We start from the raw sequence: 18,365 nt of genomic DNA, 5'->3' as shown, positions 1-18,365 counted from the left end.
TCTACATCTTTCGCAACGTTAACGATCTATTAATCCGTCGATGCGAACATAAAAAGGGTGGCTCAGGCTGCCCTTTTTTGTGGCGGCTGCCGTTACACTAGCGAACTCAAGCCCGTCCGGACCTGTCTCATTTTCAGGCACGCGAGGCGACCCAATTTGTCCAGGAGTAAAGCATGCGTAATCTGATTCTCAGCGCCGCGCTCGTCAGCGCCAGCCTGTTCGGCATGACCGCCCACGCTGCCGGCGAGCCGCTTGAAGCCGGCAAACACTATGTCGAGCTGAGCAGCACCGTGCCGATTGCCGTACCCGGCAAGATCGAAGTGGTGGAGCTGTTCTGGTACGGCTGCCCGCATTGCTATGCGTTCGAGCCAACCATCAATCCCTGGGTTGAAAAACTGCCTGCCGATGTGAACTTCGTACGCATTCCGGCCATGTTCGGCGGCATCTGGAACGTTCACGGCCAGCTGTTCATCACCCTCGAAGCCATGGGCGTGGAGCACAAGGTTCACAAGGCCGTGTTCGAAGCCATCCACGGTGGCAAGAAGCTCGCGACTCCTGAAGAAATGGCCGAATTCCTGGCAACCGAAGGCGTCGACAAGGATAAATTCCTGAGCACCTACAATTCCTTCGCCGTCAAAGGCAAGGTCGAAGATGCCAAGAAAAAGGCCCAGGCCTATCAGATCACGGGGGTACCGACCATGGTCGTCAACGGCAAATACCGCTTCGACCTCGGCACTGCCGGCGGCCCTGAGGGTGCGTTGAACGTGGCCGATCAATTGATCGCCAAGGAACGCGCCGCACCCAAGGCTGTTGCCAACTAAGCGCAGCACTCGCCATGCGCCGCTGGGGTACTGAACGCATCGTTGGCCTGCATGAACCGCAGGTCAACGAGCATCATCTGCAATCGGCTGGTCTCCCCGCAGACAGTCGCCTGCGCCTGCTCAGCTTCAATATTCAGGTCGGCATCAGCACCGAGCGCTATCGGCACTACCTGACCCGTGGCTGGCAGCATCTGCTGCCGCACACCGGGCGTGCCGACAACCTGCAAAAAATCGGCAATCTGCTGGGCGACTTCGATCTGGTCGCCTTGCAGGAAGCCGATGGCGGCAGCCTGCGGTCAGGTTACGTCAATCAGGTCGAACACCTGGCCCATCTGGGCGCCTTCCCTTACTGGTATCAACAGCTCAACCGTAATCTCGGTCGCCTGGGCCAGCACAGCAATGGCGTGCTCAGCCGTTTGCGTCCCTGGGCTATCGAAGATCATCCATTACCGGGTCCGAAAGGCCGTGGGGCGATCCTGGTGCGATTTGGCGAAGGACCGGAGGCGCTGGTCGTGGTCATGATGCATCTGGCGCTGGGCGCACGTGCCCGAACCCTGCAACTGGCCTATATCCGCGACTTGATCGATGGCTACCGGCACCAGGTGCTGATGGGCGACATGAACACCCATGCCAGCGATTTGCTGCAAAGCTCTCCCTTGCGCGATCTCGGCCTGCTGGCGCCACAGCTTGAGGCAACGTTCCCCAGCTGGCGCCCACAACGCTGCCTCGACCACATACTGCTAAGCCCCAGCCTGACGCTTGAACGGGTCGAGGTGCTGGCCCAACCCATTTCCGATCACCTGCCGGTCGCGGTAGAGATTCGTCTGCCGGGTTCGCTCACGGCCGATGCATTGCCCGCCTTGAGTCCTGCCCCCTCGCGGATCCCTTGAATGAGCGACGAAGCACAGCGCTGGAAAGAAAAATACCTCAAGAGCATCGAACAACAGGAAAAGCTCGAGCGTCGCTGGGATGCCCGTCTCGATTTGCTTCGCCGTGGCCTGGTCCGCAGCACGCTGGCAGCAGAGGGCACCGACCGGGCCGTTGACCTGTGCATGAAAGAAATGCGCGAAGTCGTTCGCACCGACGATATGGATGCAGGTCTGGCAGCGTTGCTGCCACGCCTGGAAAAAGCCGTGCTCGACTCCGAGCAGCGCCGGGAAACCCGCATCGATCAAATCGGGTCCGCGCTAACGGCCCTGGTCTCTCAGCTGCAAGCCTTGCCGCTGCCTCGAGAAGTGAGTCGGCCGCTCAAGAGCTTTGCCAAGCGGCTGGACAGCCGCGTCGGCCAGGCCCGCGAAATCCCCTTGCTGCTCGGAGAACTCAGCGGCTTGCAAGGTCAGGCACTGAGCCTGCTGGAAAATCCGGCAGAGCCCAGTCGTCCGGGTTTGCTGCAACGATTGTTTGGAGGCAGGGAAGCGGCTGAAAATCTGACCGAAACCGGCAATGGCGTGATGACTCCGCATGGCCACCACCCCGTGGAAGCGCTCCGAGAGCCCTTTGTCCGGACCCAGGTGCAGGCCGAACCTGTACGCGAGCTCTCTCAGTCGAGTGCTGTTACTCCCCCCGCAGTGGTCGTTGCGCAGGCAGTGGCCTCACTGGCCGCAGAGCCCTGCATAACGCTGACTTCAGTGGCCGAGTCGGCGCCAGCTCCAGAGTCGGACTACAGCGCGCTACAACCCGAGCTGTTGGCTTTTGTCCCGCCGGTGCTGGATTCGCCAGCGCCTGAGACTGGCGTGCCGATAGCGGTCCAGGAACTGCCGCAGGTCGACTCCACGGCAGCACCGCAGCCCCCGACGGCCAGCATTGACGTTGTTCAGGTGATCAGCAGTCCTGATGAACTGCCGCCTGCCGCCAACGAGGCGGGGCGCGAAGTACCGGCGTTGCCCGATAACCTGCCTTGCGCGTCGCTCATGGCGCAGTCGGTGGTGGCTGTTGATCCCGAGGCTCCTCAAGGCGATACGTTCTACGCCTTGCCTGACTCACCGGAGCCGACCTACAGTTCCGTGGCCAGGCACATCGAAGATACCCTGCTCGGCCTGCTCGACGAGCTCAGCCTGCCCGAGCGCCACAAGCCCCAAGCCGAAGCGATGCGCCATCGCCTGCAAAACGGTTTGAATTGGTACGAACTGCTGCCGATCCTCGATGATCTTGCAGTCTTGATGCTGGCAATCACCGACAGCGGCCAACATGAGTTCGAGGTTTACCTCAAGCAGCTCAATGAACGACTCGAGTCATTCCAGAGCAACCTGCAAGCGGCCAGCGACGGCCACGCCGACAGCCGTTCAGCGGGGCGTGAAATGGATACCCAGATACGCGAACAGGTCGATGGCCTGCAGAGCAGCGTACAAGAGGCGGCGGACCTGGATGGGCTCAAGCATGTGCTGGAGAACCATCTGGAAGGCCTGCTCGGCACTATGGATCAGCACCAGAAACAACGTGATCAGCGTGAACAGGAAATTGCCGAGCGTCTACAAGGGCTGGCCGAACGCGTGGTCAGTATGGAGCAGGAAGCCCAAGGCTATCGTGAACACCTCGAAGAACAGCGACAAAAAGCGCTGATCGACCCGCTGACCGGCCTGCCGAACCGCGCCGCCTGGAGCGAGCGACTGGACCACGAGGTCACTCAATGGGAGCAGCACGGCAACCCGCTGCTGTTGGCCATACTCGACCTCGATCACTTCAAGCGCATTAACGATAACTACGGTCATCTGGCCGGCGACAAAGTGTTGAAACTCATTGCCGGCGTCCTGCGCAAACGTCTGCGCGGCTCGGACTTCATCGCCCGGTTTGGCGGCGAGGAGTTTGTACTGTTGGTTCCCGACACGCCATTGTCGATCGGAGCAAAACTGGCGGAAAGTTTGAGAGCGGCCATCGAGGCGTGCCCGTTTCACTTCAAAGGGGAGCGGGTGACAGTAACCGTGTCCATGGGCATGACGGCATTCAAACGCGGTGAACACAGCGATCTGGTGCTTAAAAGAGCCGATCAGGCGCTGTACCGCGCCAAAGGTGCGGGCCGTAACAGCGTGGTACTGGACTGATCGTCAATTGTTCCATTTTGTTTAAAACACAGCTTTTGCCGGTTCTGCGAAAGGCTGTACGTTACACTGTTGCATTACTGTCTTCAGCGTACTGCTCTTTCATGAAAATTTTTGCTCTCGCCTTGTCGCTTCTTGTATTGGCCGGATGCGCCAAAGGTCCGAGGATCGACACCAGTCATGTTTCGGTCAACCACGATAGCCGCATTCAGTTTGTGGTGCTGCATTACACCTCCGCCTCGCAGGAGGATTCGCTGGCTTTGCTGACCCATGGCGAAGTCAGCAGTCATTACCTGATTGGCGATAAGCCGCCGACCATCTACAGGCTAATGGATGAAAGCCTCCGGGCCTGGCATGCCGGGGAAAGTGAATGGTTAGGCCGGACCTGGTTGAACTCCAGCTCCATCGGCATCGAAATCGTCAACCCGGGTTTTCTCGACACCCCCACCGGTCGTGTCTGGTACCCCTACACCGAAGGCCAGATCGAGTCGTTGATCGTTCTGCTCAAGGACATCAGCAAGCGTTACAACATGAACCCACGCCATATCATCGGGCATAGCGACATCGCACCCATGCGCAAACTCGACCCTGGTCCGCTGTTTCCCTGGAAGCGCCTGGCCGACGAAGGACTGGGTATCTGGCCCGACGCTCAGGCCGTGGCTCGCCAGCAAACACTGTTCGCGGCGCAGTTGCCGAACATCCGTTGGTTCCAGAGCCAGCTGGCCCGCCTGGGTTATGCCACGCCTCAGACCGGAGAGCTCGATGAGGACACGCGTAATGTCCTGGCAGCCTTCCAGATGCACTATCGCCCCGCACGTTTTGACGGAATGCCGGATGCGCAAAGTGCGGCGATCCTCCAGGTGCTCAACCAGACAAAATATTGACACCGCCCGGCGGTCCGGGCTATTTCTCAATCAGTTGCTATAACTCATTGGTATTCATTCGGATCTTCAATGATGCCAGCCGCTCGAGAGGCCCTACGCGCGTGGTTCTATCGCCCCTGGTTGCTGGCGATGCTGGCTGCTGTGCTGAGCGCTGCATTTCTACTTTTGGCCAGTCTGGGGGTGGCGCTGCATCAGGTTCAGCAACGCGAAAGTGAACAGATGAATGCTCAAGGAGAGCGCTTTCTCGAGCGCCTGGAGCAACTGTTCGGTCAATTGCGAGAAGGCCTTGATCAGTTGGAAAGCCAACCGCTGCGTGGCTGCACTGGTGAAATGATTGCGGCCTTGCAGCAGATCAGCTTCAGTTACCGCTTTGTTTATGAAGCAGCCTACATCGACGCCAGGCAGTCCTGCTCGAACCGCCCGCGCCAGGGCGGCCTTTCCGCCTCGCGTGCCCCGGACATTACCGGACCGACCTACAGTTATTGGCTCAATACCTCGATGGAGCCCAATGAAAACCTGGCGGCGCTGATGCTTGGACGCGGCAACTTCCGTGTCGCGACTTCCCGTGGTCATCTGACCGACATGGTTGACCTGCCACCTGGCAGCAGCTTGCTGGTAGTGCTCGACCATGGCACGAGGGCAATCCCGGTGCTGGGCTCCGCGCAACCCTGGCCGCCGGCCGAGCCCTGGCCTCCGGGTAATAGCGAGGCGTTGCAGGTGACGCAGGATCATCTGATTTACCAGATGCCAACCAACAACCCGGAGTACCAACTGGTACTTATTGCTCCGCGCACCAGCCTGCAGGTCGGAATGTCCGGGGCCTGGCGTTGGCTGTTACCGATAAGTCTGTTGTTGGCGATGTTGATCGGATGGTTGGTCCTGCAGTTGGCTCGCCAGCGTCAATCACTGGGCGGCGAGTTGCAAGGTGCTTTGCGTCGTGGCGAGTTACAGGTCTTGTATCAACCCATTTTCGATCTGCGCAACCGGCAATGCGTCGGTGCTGAAGCATTGCTGCGTTGGCGTCGGCCGGACGGGACCTTGACCAGCCCGGACCTGTTTATCCCCTTGGCGGAAAATACCGGGCAGATACGCCAGATCACCGACTTTGTATTGCAGCGCCTGCTTGAACAACTGGGTCAGCTGTTACGGGCCAATCCGCAGTTGTACATCTCGGTGAACCTGGCGGCCTGCGATGTGATGGTGCCCCGTGTGGGCCAGGTCATGGCCCGCTTGCTGGCCCTGCATCGGGTGGCAGCACGACAGATTGCCTTTGAAGTGACCGAGCGTGGGTTGATCGACGTGGTCGTCGCCCGGGACAACCTGCAGGCGCTACGCGATGTCGGCCATCAAGTGCTGATCGATGACTTTGGTACCGGCTATTGCAGTCTTGCCTACCTGCAAACCCTGCCCGTGGACTGCCTGAAAATCGATAAAGCTTTTATTGATGCCCTTGGGCATGATGCCGCGAGCAGTGGCGTCGCTCCGCACATCATTCGCATGGCGCATGCCCTGGAGCTCAAGGTGATTGCCGAAGGGATCGAGTCCGAATCCCAGGCCACTCTGTTGAGCAGCGAAGGGGTCAACTTCGGACAGGGCTGGTTGTTTGCCCATGCCTTGAGTGCTGTGCAGTTTACCGAGTTGATCACCCGGGGGCGCCGAATGGCGTCGCGGCGCATGGATGACGAAGCCTGATTGCGCGCCGTGGGGCTACAACGGCAGCGCCATGTAAAACTGCGTGCCTTGCCCGGGTCGTGAGTAGACGCCCATGCGCCCACCGTGCAGTTGCACGATCTCCTTGCACAATGCCAGACCCAGACCGGCACCACCTTTCTTGCGCCCGACCTGAACGAAAGGCTCGAAAATCCGCCCCTGTTGGCCGTAAGCAATGCCTTCGCCGTTGTCCTCGACGCTGATAATCACCCGTTCGCCGTGTCGACGGGCCTGCAATCGGATCTGCCCGTCCCGGGCGGTATGGCGCAACGCATTGCCAATCAGGTTATCCAGCACCCGCTCGAGTTGCGCCTGGTCAGCTTGCAGCCAGGGCAGGGACGATTGCACTTCCACCCGCAAATCGATGCCTTGCTCACCGGCCTGAACAGCGAAACGACCTTGAGCCTGTTCAAGCAATTCGACTATAGCGCAGGGCGCCAGCGCGAGCTTTTGCAGCCCATTCTGATACCGCGAGAAGTTCAGCAGGTCGTTGATCAACTGCATCAAGCGCTGCATTTCTTCATTGACCGTGTTGAGCAGGTCGGCCTCGCGGGAGTCGGCGGCAAAGTGCACTCGCTCCTGGAGCAAACCAAAGGCCATGTGCATGCCGGTGACTGGTGTGCGCAGTTCATGAGAGGCACGCAACACGAACTCACTGCGAACTCGTTCAAAGGTGCGCTGTTCCGTAACATCGTGCAGCACCATGACCGCGCCGAGGATGTGCCCCTCGGTATGGCTGACCGGTGTCAGGCTGTAGGTCAGTAGTCGCGACTCGCCATCCACCTCAATACTCAGATCCTCGGGTGCTCGCTCCAGACTGCCGCCGCGCAGCACCAATTGCAGTTCCTGATCAAGCTCTGGACGTTCAAGGGCCGCGCCTAACCCCTGACCCAATCGATCCTCGTCCCAACCCAATTGTCGTTGTGCAACGGGGTTGAGATGCTCCAGGCGCCCTTGGCGGTCAATCATCAGCAGGCCGTCGTCGATGCTGTCGAGCACCGCTTGCAAGCGTTGCTGACCTGCGAGCAACTCATCGACATTGGTTGCCTGATGCTGACGCAGGGCTTCGGCCATGATCCCGAAGCGACGGGTCAGCAGATTCATTTCCGCCGCCGAGGAAATCGGCAGAGTCACTTCGAAATTGCCCTGGCCGATATTATCCGCGGCCTTGGCCAGCGCCTCGATGGGGGCGCCGAAGCGTTGAGCGATGCCGTGGGCGGTGATAAAGCCGATGATCAGCACCGCCAGTCCCACCAGCCCGAGCAACCCGCTGATCAACAGCGCACGCTCTCTGGCCTGGCGTTGGGTTTGAACAATGTTGTCCAGTGCGCGCTTGTGTTCGGCGATCAAGCCATTGCGTAGCGAATTGAATTTTTCGCTCAGGTCCTGGTTGTCCCTCAGGCTTTGCGACTGCCCCATGGAGCGGTCGAACTCGTCGAGAAAGCTCAGGTAGTCGCCACGGATCTGGCTGAAGCCGCGGTGCTGATCATCCATGCCTTGATCGTGCTGAATGCCTTGATCGAGTAACTCGAAGTAATGCTGCCTGGCCGCCTCCAACGCTATCAGGTCAGGCTTCTCGTTAAGCATCAACATAAACTGATCGCCCAGACTCTGTCGCAGCTTCAGCTCCAGATCGAGGGTGACGAAGTTGCCGCGGATCAGCGTCTCCTGGGTACTGGCCATCTGCATCACGCTGACGAGCCCAAGCACTAGCCCGAGCAAGGCGACGGTGATCAGCGCCGAAATACTCAGAAACAGCCGCGTACGCAGTTTCATCGCGAGCTTCATTGGGCGCCGCTCATAAATTGTACTGTTTGCGTTTTCGGTACAGCGTCGAGGCATCGATGCCGAGGGTTTTGGCGGCCTGATCAAGGGTGTCGCTGGTGGCCAGCACCGCACCTATATGGGCTTTTTCCAGCTCCTCCAGACTCAATGCCGCACCAATGCGCGGAGTGTTGTTGGTGGGCTGCTCGGCCATGCCCAAGTGGCTGATTTCTACCCGCTCCTGCGGGCAGATGATGCTTGCGCGCTCGACCACATTGCGCAGTTCGCGAATGTTGCCTGGCCAGCGATAGTTGAGCAGCGCCTCGCGGGCTTCATCGCTGAAACCGCGAGCCGGCCGTGCGTACTCCTTGACGAAGCGGGCCAGGAAACGATCAGCCAGGGCCAGAATGTCCTCGCTGCGCTCGCGCAGGGGCGGCAGGTGCAAGGTGATGACATTCAACCGATAGAGCAAATCTTCACGGAAACGCCCGTCGCGGACCATGTCTTCGAGATTGAGATTGGTGGCGGCAAGGATCCGTACATCGGCTCGACGAGTCACCGGGTCACCCACCCGTTCGTATTCCTTGTCCTGAATGAAGCGCAACAGCTTGGGTTGCAAGGACAGGGGGAAGTCACCGATTTCATCGAGAAAGAGTGTTCCGCCGTCGGCCTGATTGACCCGCCCCAGCGTGCTTTCACTGGCGCCGGTGAAAGCACCACGGCTGTGACCGAAGAGCTCGCTTTCCGTCAGCTCGGCACTCAGCGACGGGCAATTGATGGTGACACAGGATTTTTTCGCGCGCTTGCTCCAACCGTGAATGGCTTGGGACAGCTCGCCTTTACCGGTGCCAGACTCACCGAGAATCAGAATATTGGCATCGGTATTGGCCACCTGGCGTGCGGTTTCCAGCACCACTTTCATCGCCGGGCTGTGCGAGTCCAGGCCGTCCTTGGGTTTGCGTACCTCGCCTTCGAGCGCCTCCAGCCGTGCCGATAGCTGACGCACTTCCAGTTGCTTGGCCGTGGCGAGGCGCAATTGATCCGGGCTGCAAGGCTTGACCAGATAATCCGCGGCCCCGGCCTGGATTGCATCGACGGCGGTGTCCACGGCGGAGTGGGCAGTGACGATGACCACCCGCATCCACGGCGCCTGGATACGCATCTGTGCCAAAACGTCCAGGCCATTGTCTTCGCCCAGTCGCAGGTCGAGAAAACACAAGTCGAATACCTGGCGCTGCAACAACGCGTCAGCTTGAGCCGCGCTGTTGGCAGTGGCCACGGTATAGCCTTCATCTTCCAGGCAGTAGCGGAAGGTGCGAAGGATGGCGGATTCATCATCCACTAGAAGAATACGGCCCTGATGCTCCGTGGCTGATTCCATTTCCTGCCCTCCTTAATGAATGATCTTATGTTAGTCCCGAAAAAATCGGGCAAGTTGCATGGTCAATCTTGATCCCATCTGCAGAGTCCGGGTTAGCTGTCTCTTCAAGATTTGGCTAACCATATGATTCATTTGGCTTTTTAAAAGACAGCCAAGAATTTACAACGCTCACACACTCCCTTGTGACACCCACGATCTGCGTTGTCTCCAAAAATTTTTCGATCGCCTTACCATCGATCGTGCATTGCGCACGATGCGTAGGGTGCCATCGTGCAAGATGCGTTTGAAAGTGTTTTTCACTAAGTTACAACTTGCTGATTTTATTGAACTTATTTCAAGAAGAAAGCTGGCATGCAGGCTGCAATGGTCTGAGTAACCAGAGGCGCTTAACTGTTTATTGAGTGCCTTCAAATGATCACTTGTGTGGGAGGAGCTTCAGGATGATTCGCCAACGTCTCGCCAAATTGCTTGTCGCCCCTCTGCATCTGCAACAAGGGTTGTTCGCCAGTCTGGCGTTGCTGCTAACGCTGATAGGGGGACAGCAGTTCCAGCATTGGGACCAGAGCCAACAGGAAGTGGCGTTACGCTCGCCGACCCAACACACCCCACAAACTCATTTCAGCGCAGTCAGCGATCAGTTTGCCGATTCTGTGCCCCTGCATCTGATGGACGTTGACCAGGCGCAGCCTGTGACCGAGACGGCCTCTCAGGAACGTTGGGTGTTCTAGAGCCGGTACTTGGCGCCTGTTGCTCGGCGCCGGGAATCGCAAGAAGTAAACGCAAGACCTTTTATTAAATGCGCAAGGAGAATCACCATGTTGAGCTGGGCAATCACATTCTTGATCATTGCCATCATCGCTGCGGTATTGGGCTTCGGTGGTATCGCAGGCACCGCCACGGGTATCGCCAAGATTCTCTTTGTCGTGTTCCTGGTGATGTTTATTGCTTCCTTCTTCTTTGGCCGTCGCGGCCGAGGCTGAATATGAGGGTAGATTCAAGACACTGGCAGCCGCCCTCTCCTGGGCGGCAGTGCCATGGCGATGGCTGCCAATGACGGTCAGGCGGCTGAACGATGGCATTGCAGGTCTTGCTGAAGAAAAGACAGACCCTGATGGGTACCCAATTCATTACGAGAAAGAAGCCGGGACATTAACTTCTTTCTATTGCACCACCCGAGGAGGGCAGGCGCATGACCAAGGGGCCGGGACGTTCTGATCGATCCAGGATCGGAGTGACCTAGGGGTACATGGGGTGCCTCCGCAAGGGCCGGGTCAGGTAAAGTGCGACGCAAGCTCGCCAGTCATTCAGCATTTGGCGGGCTTGCAGCGTGCTTGAAAAGCCAAAGGCTTGTCCTTGAGCGATCCGCTGGATCCTCACGCACTCATCCTGTGAAAAAACGCTCCCGTTGTTCCTCTCAACCGTTTCGCGGTGTTTCATCGCGACCGTATATCGAGAAACTTGGCGCTGATTCCAGCGTTTATTTCGTCCTTCTTTGTAGCTTATTTCTCTGATTTTCGTAGTTATTCATACCGTCAATAAACCCTGGATTTCCCCGGTGATGGCCGGTTCACGGCACTTATGCCTGCCGATATGTCGTATTCGAACCGGTTGGGACGATAGTGTCGTTTGAGAAATCTCATGCCGATTCGGCATAGGGTAGGCGTTTACGGCATTAGACGCGCCCCTCTTGCATCGGAATAGTTGCGCCTTTTTTCGCCTGCCGAAGAGCCGTAAACGCTCGCTCGCGGTGACCTTATACGGGGGTGGATGCACCGACTTTTTCGCGATTGAGCGTTCCAGTTTGTGCATTTTCCCGAGTCCACTTGAAAATAAGGGTAATGATATGAAGAAGGCAAGACTAAGCCTCGCCTGGCAGATCCTCATCGGTCTGGTATTGGGGATTGCAATCGGGGCGCTGCTCAACCATTTCAGTGCCGAAAAAGCCTGGTGGATCAGCAACGTCCTGCAACCGGCGGGCGATATCTTTATCCGTCTGATCAAGATGATCGTGATCCCGATCGTGGTCTCGTCGCTGATTGTCGGCATTGCTGGCGTAGGGGATGCGAAGAAACTCGGGAGCATTGGTCTCAAGACCATTCTTTACTTCGAAGTGGTGACCACCATCGCTATCGTTGTCGGCCTGATGTTGGCCAACGTGTTCCATCCGGGCGCGGGTATCGACATGAGCACCCTGGGTACGGTGGATATTTCCAAGTACCAGGCCACGGCCGCCGAGGTCCAGCATGAACATGCGCTCATCGAAACCATCCTCAACCTGATTCCTTCGAACATCTTTGCCGCCATTGCCCGTGGCGAGATGCTGCCGATCATCTTCTTCTCCGTACTCTTCGGTCTTGGCCTGTCGAGCCTGCAGTCCGATTTGCGCGACCCGCTGGTGAAAATGTTCCAGGGCGTGTCGGAAAGCATGTTCAAGGTCACCCACATGATCATGAACTACGCCCCGATCGGCGTATTCGCCCTGATCGCGGTGACCGTCGCCAACTTCGGCTTCGCTTCCCTGTTGCCGCTGGCCAAGCTGGTGATCCTGGTTTACGTGGCAATTGCCTTCTTCGCCTTCGTGGTGCTGGGGCTGATCGCTCGTCTGTTTGGCTTCTCGGTGCTCAAGCTGATGCGCATCTTCAAGGATGAGCTGGTACTGGCTTACTCCACCGCCAGTTCCGAAACCGTGTTGCCGCGCGTCATCGAGAAGATGGAAGCCTACGGCGCGCCGAAAGCCATCTGCAGCTTCGTGGTGCCAACCGGATACTCCTTCAACCTCGACGGCTCGACCCTGTATCAAAGCATCGCGGCGATCTTTATCGCCCAGCTGTACGGCATCGACCTGTCGATCAGCCAGCAATTGCTGCTGGTGCTGACCCTGATGGTCACCTCCAAAGGCATCGCCGGGGTACCGGGCGTGTCCTTCGTGGTGCTGCTGGCGACCCTGGGCAGTGTCGGGATTCCATTGGAAGGACTGGCGTTCATCGCCGGTGTCGACCGCATCATGGACATGGCCCGCACCGCGCTGAACGTGATCGGCAATGCCCTCGCCGTACTGGTCATCTCACGCTGGGAAGGCATGTACGACGACGCCAAAGGTCAACGCTACTGGAACTCCCTGCCACACTGGCGCAGCAAAGAGCCGCTGCCAGCTGGCGAGACGTCCACTAACTAAGGCCCTATAGAGGCTGACCAAACCAGACCCCGGGAAACCGGGGTTTGTTGTTTCTGGCAATCGACCGCTATCATTCGCCGCATCTTTTGGGGGATTTACCTGATGCTCAACGGCCTATGGCTTAGCTTCTTCATCGTGGCTGCCGTTTCGGCACTGGCGCAGTGGTTGATTGGGGGCAACGCCGGGATCTTCTCGGCGATGGTGGAAAGCATCTTCGGCATGGCCAAGTTGTCGGTGGAGGTCATGGTCCTGCTGTTCGGCACCCTGACCCTCTGGCTGGGTTTTTTGCGGATCGCCGAAAAGGCCGGGATCGTTGACTGGCTGGCCAAGGCCCTCGGCCCACTGTTCTTGCGCCTGATGCCGGAAGTACCCGCCGGTCACCCGGCCATTGGCTTGATCACCCTGAACTTCGCCGCCAACGGCCTGGGCCTGGACAATGCGGCCACGCCGATCGGCCTGAAGGCCATGCGCGCCTTGCAGGACATCAACCCCAGCGAGACCACGGCGAGCAACGCGCAGATTCTGTTTCTGGTGCTCAATGCCTCGTCGCTGACCCTGCTGCCGGTGACGATCTTCATGTACCGCGCCCAGCAAGGCGCTCCGGACCCGACACTGGTGTTCCTGCCGATCCTGCTGGCCACTAGCGCCTCGACGCTGGTCGGCCTGTTGTCGGTGGCGGTCATGCAGCGCCTGCGGCTGTGGGACCCGGTGGTGCTGGCTTACCTGATCCCGGGTGCCTTGCTGCTGGGCAGTTTCATGGCTTTGCTGGCGACACTGTCCGCGACAGCGCTGGCCAGCCTGTCATCGATTCTCGGCAACCTGACATTGTTCGGCTTGATCATGCTGTTTTTGGTGATCGGCGCACTGAGAAAGGTCAAGGTCTACGAAGCATTCATCGAAGGTGCCAAAGAAGGCTTCGATGTTGCCAAGAACCTGCTGCCCTACCTGGTGGCGATGCTCTGTGCGGTGGGCGTGCTGAGGGCGTCCGGGGCGCTGGACTTCGGCCTGGACGGGATTCGTCACCTGGTGGAATGGTTCGGCTGGGATACTCGCTTCGTCGATGCCTTGCCTACGGCGCTGGTCAAACCCTTCTCTGGCAGTGCCGCCCGCGCCATGTTGATCGAAACCATGCAGACCCAGGGCGTGGACAGCTTCCCGGCGCTGGCGGCCGCAATCATTCAGGGCAGTACCGAAACCACCTTCTATGTACTGGCGGTGTACTTCGGCGCCGTCGGCATTCAACGTGCCCGCCATGCGGTAGGTTGCGCACTGCTGGCGGAATTTGCCGGCGTGGTGGCGGCGATCCTGGTGTGTTACTGGTTCTTCGGTTAATCCAGGACCAGGCAGCCAGAGCGGGTTTGGGTGTGCGGTTCAGCCAGCTACGGCGCTGGGCTGCGCCAGCCTGGCCAACACCGCCTTACGCTGCAGCAGCGGTAACAGGCCGAGCTTTTCCACCTCGGCATAAAACCTCGGCCAATCACCTCCTGACTGCCGGAACAATTCGGCAAACGCCGGTACCCATTGGTCGTACAAACCAAAGGGCAGCAATTTGGCGTTGTTCATTGGCGCATTGATCCAGGCATCGTAACGGTTCGCGCCGGCCCATTGGCTATCGCGCAACTGACGATACTCGCTGCGCAACCGCTCAAACTCGGCGGCTTTGCGCTGGCGCATCTGTTCAGTCGACAGCGGCGATGCATACAGTTGTTCAAGCCGCGTGCGCGTCTCAAGAACAAGCTGAATGAATTGCTCGCGCTGGCGTACCTCAGCCCCGCTGGCCGGTGGCAAACCACGGGCCGCACGCCACTGACGAGTCCCCTCCTGCTCGACGAAAGTGGCGAAGGATTCATTGAACTCGGTGTCGTCCTTCACGTAACAACGCTGATGCGCCAGTTCATGGAAGATCAGCGTCGCCAAGCGCTCATCGCCCCAGTGCAGCATCGAGCTGATGATCGGGTCGTTGAACCAGCCCAGGGTCGAATAGGCCTCCACGCCACCGACCGACACGTCCATGCCTTGCTGGCGCTGCAACGCGGCCTCACCCCGCGCCGCGCCCAGACTGTAATAACCTCGATAGGCCACACAACCGGCAATCGGGAAACAATGATTTTGCGGTGTCAGGGAAAACTCGGGCGTGGCGAACACATTCCACACCACAAACGGCCGCCCGATATCGGCGTACAGCCGGTAACTTTTATTGTCCGGCAGGTGCAGGTGCCGGCTGGCGAATTCGCGGGCCTTCTGCGACTGGGCCAGATGCTCGCGCAGCATTGGGTCGCGACCCGGATCGGCAATCACTTCAGTCACCGGCTCACGCGCGCGCAGCAACTGCCACTGACCGTTGGCCAATTGGCTGTAATAGCTGACGCTCGAACAACCGTTCAGCAGTAAAAGCAGCAACCCGGGAAACCAAAGGCCAAACTTACGGTCGAGTACCCCATGGCTCATACGCTGCCTATCCAAATCGAATCGTCCTGTGAGTGTCTGCTTGCAAGACTATCTCGCCCACCCGGAGCTTCGCTATGCGCACGTTAATGCTGACTGGTGGCCTGCTGATGTTAGCTGGCTGCGCCGGACTGCCCGACCCCGACCCGACACAAGCCTGGATCGATCTAGAGACTCATCAGGACACGGCACTGCAAGCTCTGGAAGTCGACGATAAAACCTCGACCGACAGACGCTTTTTCGAGGTCCCGCCCGGCAGTCATGAGCTGGTCGTGCGTTATCAATTCCCGGTGGAACCGACCAACATTGGCGGTCCGGGTACCGAAACGCTTTGGCGTGACTGTCAGTTGAGTGTGAAATTCAAGGACTTCAACGCAGGCCAGCGTTATCAGCTGCAAGCGGGGAACATCGGTTTCCGGCCGTGGGCCAAGCTCTACGACCATCAGCGAAAAGTGGTTAGCCAAGGAAAGCCGGCAGGCTGTCAGCGCACCTGATCGGCGCTATGCTGAAAGCCTGACCCTGCGGGATTTCATCATGCGCACGCCACTGCTGTTACTTGCCCTCGGCTCGCTCGCCGCCTGCTCCAGCTCATTGCCGGCGGTCGATCCACAAATGGCCTGGGTCGACCTCGCCACTCCGACCCCGGGCGGCAAAATGGTCATGGCGGAGCGCCTGGACAAGCAAAAGCTGCGTGATGGGCGGTTTTTCCAGGTCACTCCCGGCAGCCATGAACTGCAAGTACGCTTCGACTTCGAAATTTACGGCGGTGGGGTGAACGTGATGGCCACCCCGCAGGAGCGTATGTGTTACCTGACGGTGCGCTATGACCACTTCGAAGCAGGCCAGCGTTATCGCCTGGAAGCCCGCTCGCTGGCCTTCAATGCCAGTGCCCGGCTGTATAACGCCAAGCGCGAAATTGTCGCAGAAGATCGGATGGTGAACTGCGTGCCTTGATCGGCAGCTATTTATCGTTTCTTTGATAGATGATTTTCTTGGTGCCATATGCGCAGCTACCGACCACCATGTTTTTGTCGTGCACCTCGTCATTGCTGACAATTTCCAGGGTGTAGGACGTCACGTTGTTAGCCTGGATCTTCGCTTCGATCTCGGCCTTGAGCTCTTCACAGGATTTCGGTGCCGCCAGAGCCGAAGTGGCCAGTGCGCAACAGATTACCGCCAAAGCAAAACGTCTCATGGTTAAAGCCCCCTTGATACGGCGCGCAAAAGCATGCGCTACAGCCGCAGTCACTCATTCGACCACAGTTTTGCACATCGAGTTCTGATTTGGCTCACGTCCGGCATTGACCCCTAAAGATCGCAGCCTGCGGCAGTTCCTACATTGACCGCGTAGATCCTTATTCTCCCGGGTGTAAACCCTCTGTAGGAACTGCCGATAGGCTGCGATCTTTTGCGGCGCGCTAAATCCCGGGATCAGCTCACCAACTCCCCATCCAGCGTGATCTTGGCATTCAACACCTTCGACACCGGGCAGCCTTCTTTGGCTTTTTTGCTCAGTTCGTCGAATTGCTGCTGAGTGGCACCAGGAATTTTCGCCTTGAGCGTCAGGTGCACGGCAGTAATCGCAAAACCACCGTCGACCTGGTCCAGAGTCACCTCGGCATTAGTATCGATGCTGGTGGCTTTCAGGCTGGCCTCGCCGAGAATCATCGAAAACGCCATGGAGAAACAACCCGCGTGAGCGGCGCCGATCAGCTCTTCCGGATTGGTGCCCGGTCCGCCCTCGAAACGCGCCTTGAAGCCATAAGGTGCATTCTTCAGGGCCCCGGTTTCAGTCGAAATAGCACCCACGCCGGTTTTCAGATCACCGACCCAATGAGCCGATGCTTTCTTTTTGATACTCATCTCTGTCTCCTCAAGATCCGGCGCGAGGAGGTCGCGCCTTCATGGTTTTCCATTACTAGGGTTCTGAGGATAGAACGACTGGCAAAGTTCACCTTGTCGGATCGAACCGCTTATCTGGTAGGCAAATTCACTTCAGCTATTGAATCTCGGGTATATGCCCACATTTTATAGGTCAGGCTAGTAGACATCGGCAGGTTTTGGCTCGTGACAAAAGCCTGCGCACCCATTGGAGAAGCAGGTTTATGAAGCAACTGTCCGATATCAAGTTCTCGACCCTCGACCTGGTGCCTGTTCGTGAGAACGGCAGCGCGGCGCAATCGCTGCACAACTCGCTGGACCTGGCGCAACAGGTCGAGAAATTCGGCTACCAGCGCTTCTGGGTCGCCGAACACCACAACATGGATGGCATCGCCAGCTCCGCGACCGCGGTCCTTCTGGGCTATCTGGCAGGTGGCACCTCGACCATTCGGGTCGGCTCCGGCGGTGTGATGCTGCCCAACCACGCGCCGTTGGTGATTGCCGAGCAGTTCGGCACCCTGGAAAGCCTGTACCCGGGACGGATCGACCTTGGCCTGGGCCGTGCACCGGGTTCCGATCAGATGACCGCTCGCGCCCTGCGCCGTGAACGCTCCGGCAGCGCCGATGATTTTCCCGAAGATGTGGCTGAACTGATGCGCTACCTCGGCCCGCGTACACCTGATCAAAAAGTGATCGCCGTTCCGGGCACCGGCACCAACGTGCCGGTCTGGTTGCTGGGTTCCAGCCTGTTCAGTGCGCAACTGGCCGGGGAGCGCGGTTTGCCCTACGCCTTCGCCTCACATTTCGCTCCGCGCTACATGCACGAAGCGATTCGCGTCTACCGCAATCACTTCAAGCCTTCGGCGGTGCTCGACAAACCGTACGTGATGCTCGGCGTGCCGCTGGTAGCCGCGGACACCGACGAGCAGGCCGATTACCTGGCGACCTCGGTCTATCAACGGATTCTCGCCCTGATGCGCGGCCAGAGCCTGGTGCAGCGCCCACCGGTGAAAAGCATGGACGGCCTGTGGCTGCCCCACGAGAAAGAAGCGGTGGCCAGCTTCCTTGGTTTGGCGATGGTCGGCAGTCCGGAGAAAATCCGCGCCAAACTGGAGGTGCTGATCGAGCAGACGGGAGCCGATGAGCTGATTTTCACCTGCGACCTGTATGAGCATGCCGATCGGGTACATTCCTACGAGCTGCTGGCGCAAGTGATGAAGGGCTGACCTTTAGAGTGCGTCCATGAAAAAGCCGACGCTGACCGCGTCG

The 18,365-nt window shown here is 58.6% G+C and carries 17 protein-coding genes; 12 read left to right on the top strand and 5 right to left on the bottom strand.

The features are described 5' to 3' along the window. Positions 1-173: 173 nt before the first annotated feature. From AC3IUA_RS00300 to AC3IUA_RS00280, 5 genes are all read left to right on the top strand, one after another. Positions 174-821 (top strand): thiol:disulfide interchange protein DsbA/DsbL, encoded by a 648-nt coding sequence (locus AC3IUA_RS00300; RefSeq protein ID WP_489358546.1) that lies wholly within the window; start codon positions 174-176, stop codon positions 819-821. Positions 822-835: 14 nt separating this feature from the next. After that, on the top strand, positions 836-1,711 hold the full coding sequence (locus AC3IUA_RS00295) for an endonuclease/exonuclease/phosphatase family protein (RefSeq protein ID WP_489358545.1): 876 nt from the start codon (positions 836-838) through the stop codon (positions 1,709-1,711). Beyond that, a complete protein-coding gene (locus tag AC3IUA_RS00290; protein ID WP_489358544.1) occupies positions 1,712-3,859 on the top strand; it encodes a GGDEF domain-containing protein in 2,148 nt (715 codons plus the stop codon). Positions 3,860-3,960: 101 nt separating this feature from the next. After that, positions 3,961-4,740, top strand: coding sequence for an N-acetylmuramoyl-L-alanine amidase (locus AC3IUA_RS00285; RefSeq protein WP_489358543.1), 780 nt, complete (start codon positions 3,961-3,963; stop codon positions 4,738-4,740). A 69-nt stretch (positions 4,741-4,809) separates the two neighbouring features. After that, positions 4,810-6,432 carry an EAL domain-containing protein gene (locus AC3IUA_RS00280; RefSeq protein WP_489358542.1) on the top strand — a complete coding sequence of 541 codons (1,623 nt, stop codon included), beginning with the start codon at positions 4,810-4,812 and terminating at the stop codon, positions 6,430-6,432. A gap of 15 nt (positions 6,433-6,447) precedes the next feature. Here AC3IUA_RS00280 and AC3IUA_RS00275 read toward each other — a convergent pair whose 3' ends face one another. Then, on the bottom strand, positions 6,448-8,238 hold the full coding sequence (locus AC3IUA_RS00275; RefSeq protein ID WP_489358541.1) for an ATP-binding protein: 1,791 nt from the start codon (positions 8,236-8,238) through the stop codon (positions 6,448-6,450). A gap of 10 nt (positions 8,239-8,248) precedes the next feature. Continuing rightward, positions 8,249-9,595: a sigma-54-dependent response regulator transcription factor AlgB gene (gene algB / locus AC3IUA_RS00270; RefSeq protein ID WP_489358540.1), complete on the bottom strand. Its 1,347-nt coding sequence runs from the start codon at positions 9,593-9,595 to the stop codon at positions 8,249-8,251. A gap of 440 nt (positions 9,596-10,035) precedes the next feature. Between algB and AC3IUA_RS00265 the strand changes: the two genes are divergently transcribed. From AC3IUA_RS00265 to AC3IUA_RS00250, 4 genes are all read left to right on the top strand, one after another. Continuing rightward, a complete protein-coding gene (locus AC3IUA_RS00265) occupies positions 10,036-10,323 on the top strand; it encodes a hypothetical protein (RefSeq protein ID WP_489358539.1) in 288 nt (95 codons plus the stop codon). 87 nt (positions 10,324-10,410) lie between these two features. After that, positions 10,411-10,575: a DUF1328 domain-containing protein gene (locus tag AC3IUA_RS00260; protein ID WP_003177151.1), complete on the top strand. Its 165-nt coding sequence runs from the start codon at positions 10,411-10,413 to the stop codon at positions 10,573-10,575. Between the two features lie 863 nt (positions 10,576-11,438). After that, positions 11,439-12,770, top strand: coding sequence for a glutamate/aspartate:proton symporter GltP (gltP, locus tag AC3IUA_RS00255; RefSeq protein ID WP_489358538.1), 1,332 nt, complete (start codon positions 11,439-11,441; stop codon positions 12,768-12,770). A 102-nt stretch (positions 12,771-12,872) separates the two neighbouring features. Next, positions 12,873-14,102 carry a nucleoside recognition domain-containing protein gene (locus AC3IUA_RS00250; protein WP_489358537.1) on the top strand — a complete coding sequence of 410 codons (1,230 nt, stop codon included), beginning with the start codon at positions 12,873-12,875 and terminating at the stop codon, positions 14,100-14,102. A 39-nt stretch (positions 14,103-14,141) separates the two neighbouring features. On the opposite strand, the gene AC3IUA_RS00245 is transcribed toward AC3IUA_RS00250, so the two are convergent. Further along, complete coding sequence (locus tag AC3IUA_RS00245) at positions 14,142-15,218, bottom strand: aminopeptidase (protein WP_489358536.1); 1,077 nt, start codon at positions 15,216-15,218, stop codon at positions 14,142-14,144. Between the two features lie 74 nt (positions 15,219-15,292). Between AC3IUA_RS00245 and AC3IUA_RS00240 the strand changes: the two genes are divergently transcribed. Together AC3IUA_RS00240 and AC3IUA_RS00235 are read left to right on the top strand one after the other, a co-directional pair. Beyond that, complete coding sequence (locus tag AC3IUA_RS00240; RefSeq protein ID WP_489358535.1) at positions 15,293-15,709, top strand: PA0061/PA0062 family lipoprotein; 417 nt, start codon at positions 15,293-15,295, stop codon at positions 15,707-15,709. Between the two features lie 40 nt (positions 15,710-15,749). Next, positions 15,750-16,169, top strand: coding sequence for a PA0061/PA0062 family lipoprotein (locus AC3IUA_RS00235; protein WP_489358534.1), 420 nt, complete (start codon positions 15,750-15,752; stop codon positions 16,167-16,169). 7 nt (positions 16,170-16,176) lie between these two features. On the opposite strand, the gene AC3IUA_RS00230 is transcribed toward AC3IUA_RS00235, so the two are convergent. After that, positions 16,177-16,410, bottom strand: a complete 234-nt coding sequence (locus AC3IUA_RS00230) for a DUF1161 domain-containing protein (RefSeq protein WP_489358533.1) — start codon at positions 16,408-16,410, stop codon at positions 16,177-16,179. A 236-nt stretch (positions 16,411-16,646) separates the two neighbouring features. Continuing rightward, positions 16,647-17,078, bottom strand: a complete 432-nt coding sequence (locus AC3IUA_RS00225; protein WP_489358532.1) for an OsmC family protein — start codon at positions 17,076-17,078, stop codon at positions 16,647-16,649. A gap of 242 nt (positions 17,079-17,320) precedes the next feature. Between AC3IUA_RS00225 and AC3IUA_RS00220 the strand changes: the two genes are divergently transcribed. Then, the gene (locus AC3IUA_RS00220) at positions 17,321-18,322 is read left to right on the top strand and encodes an LLM class flavin-dependent oxidoreductase (RefSeq protein ID WP_489358531.1); all 1,002 of its coding nucleotides are present in this window, start codon (positions 17,321-17,323) and stop codon (positions 18,320-18,322) included. The last annotated feature ends 43 nt before the right edge of the window (positions 18,323-18,365 follow it).

The sequence above is a fragment of the Pseudomonas sp. KH_050 genome, from assembly GCF_057838875.1.
Note: the sequence above shows the minus strand (reverse complement) of the source record. Positions and strands in the feature narration are given on the sequence as shown.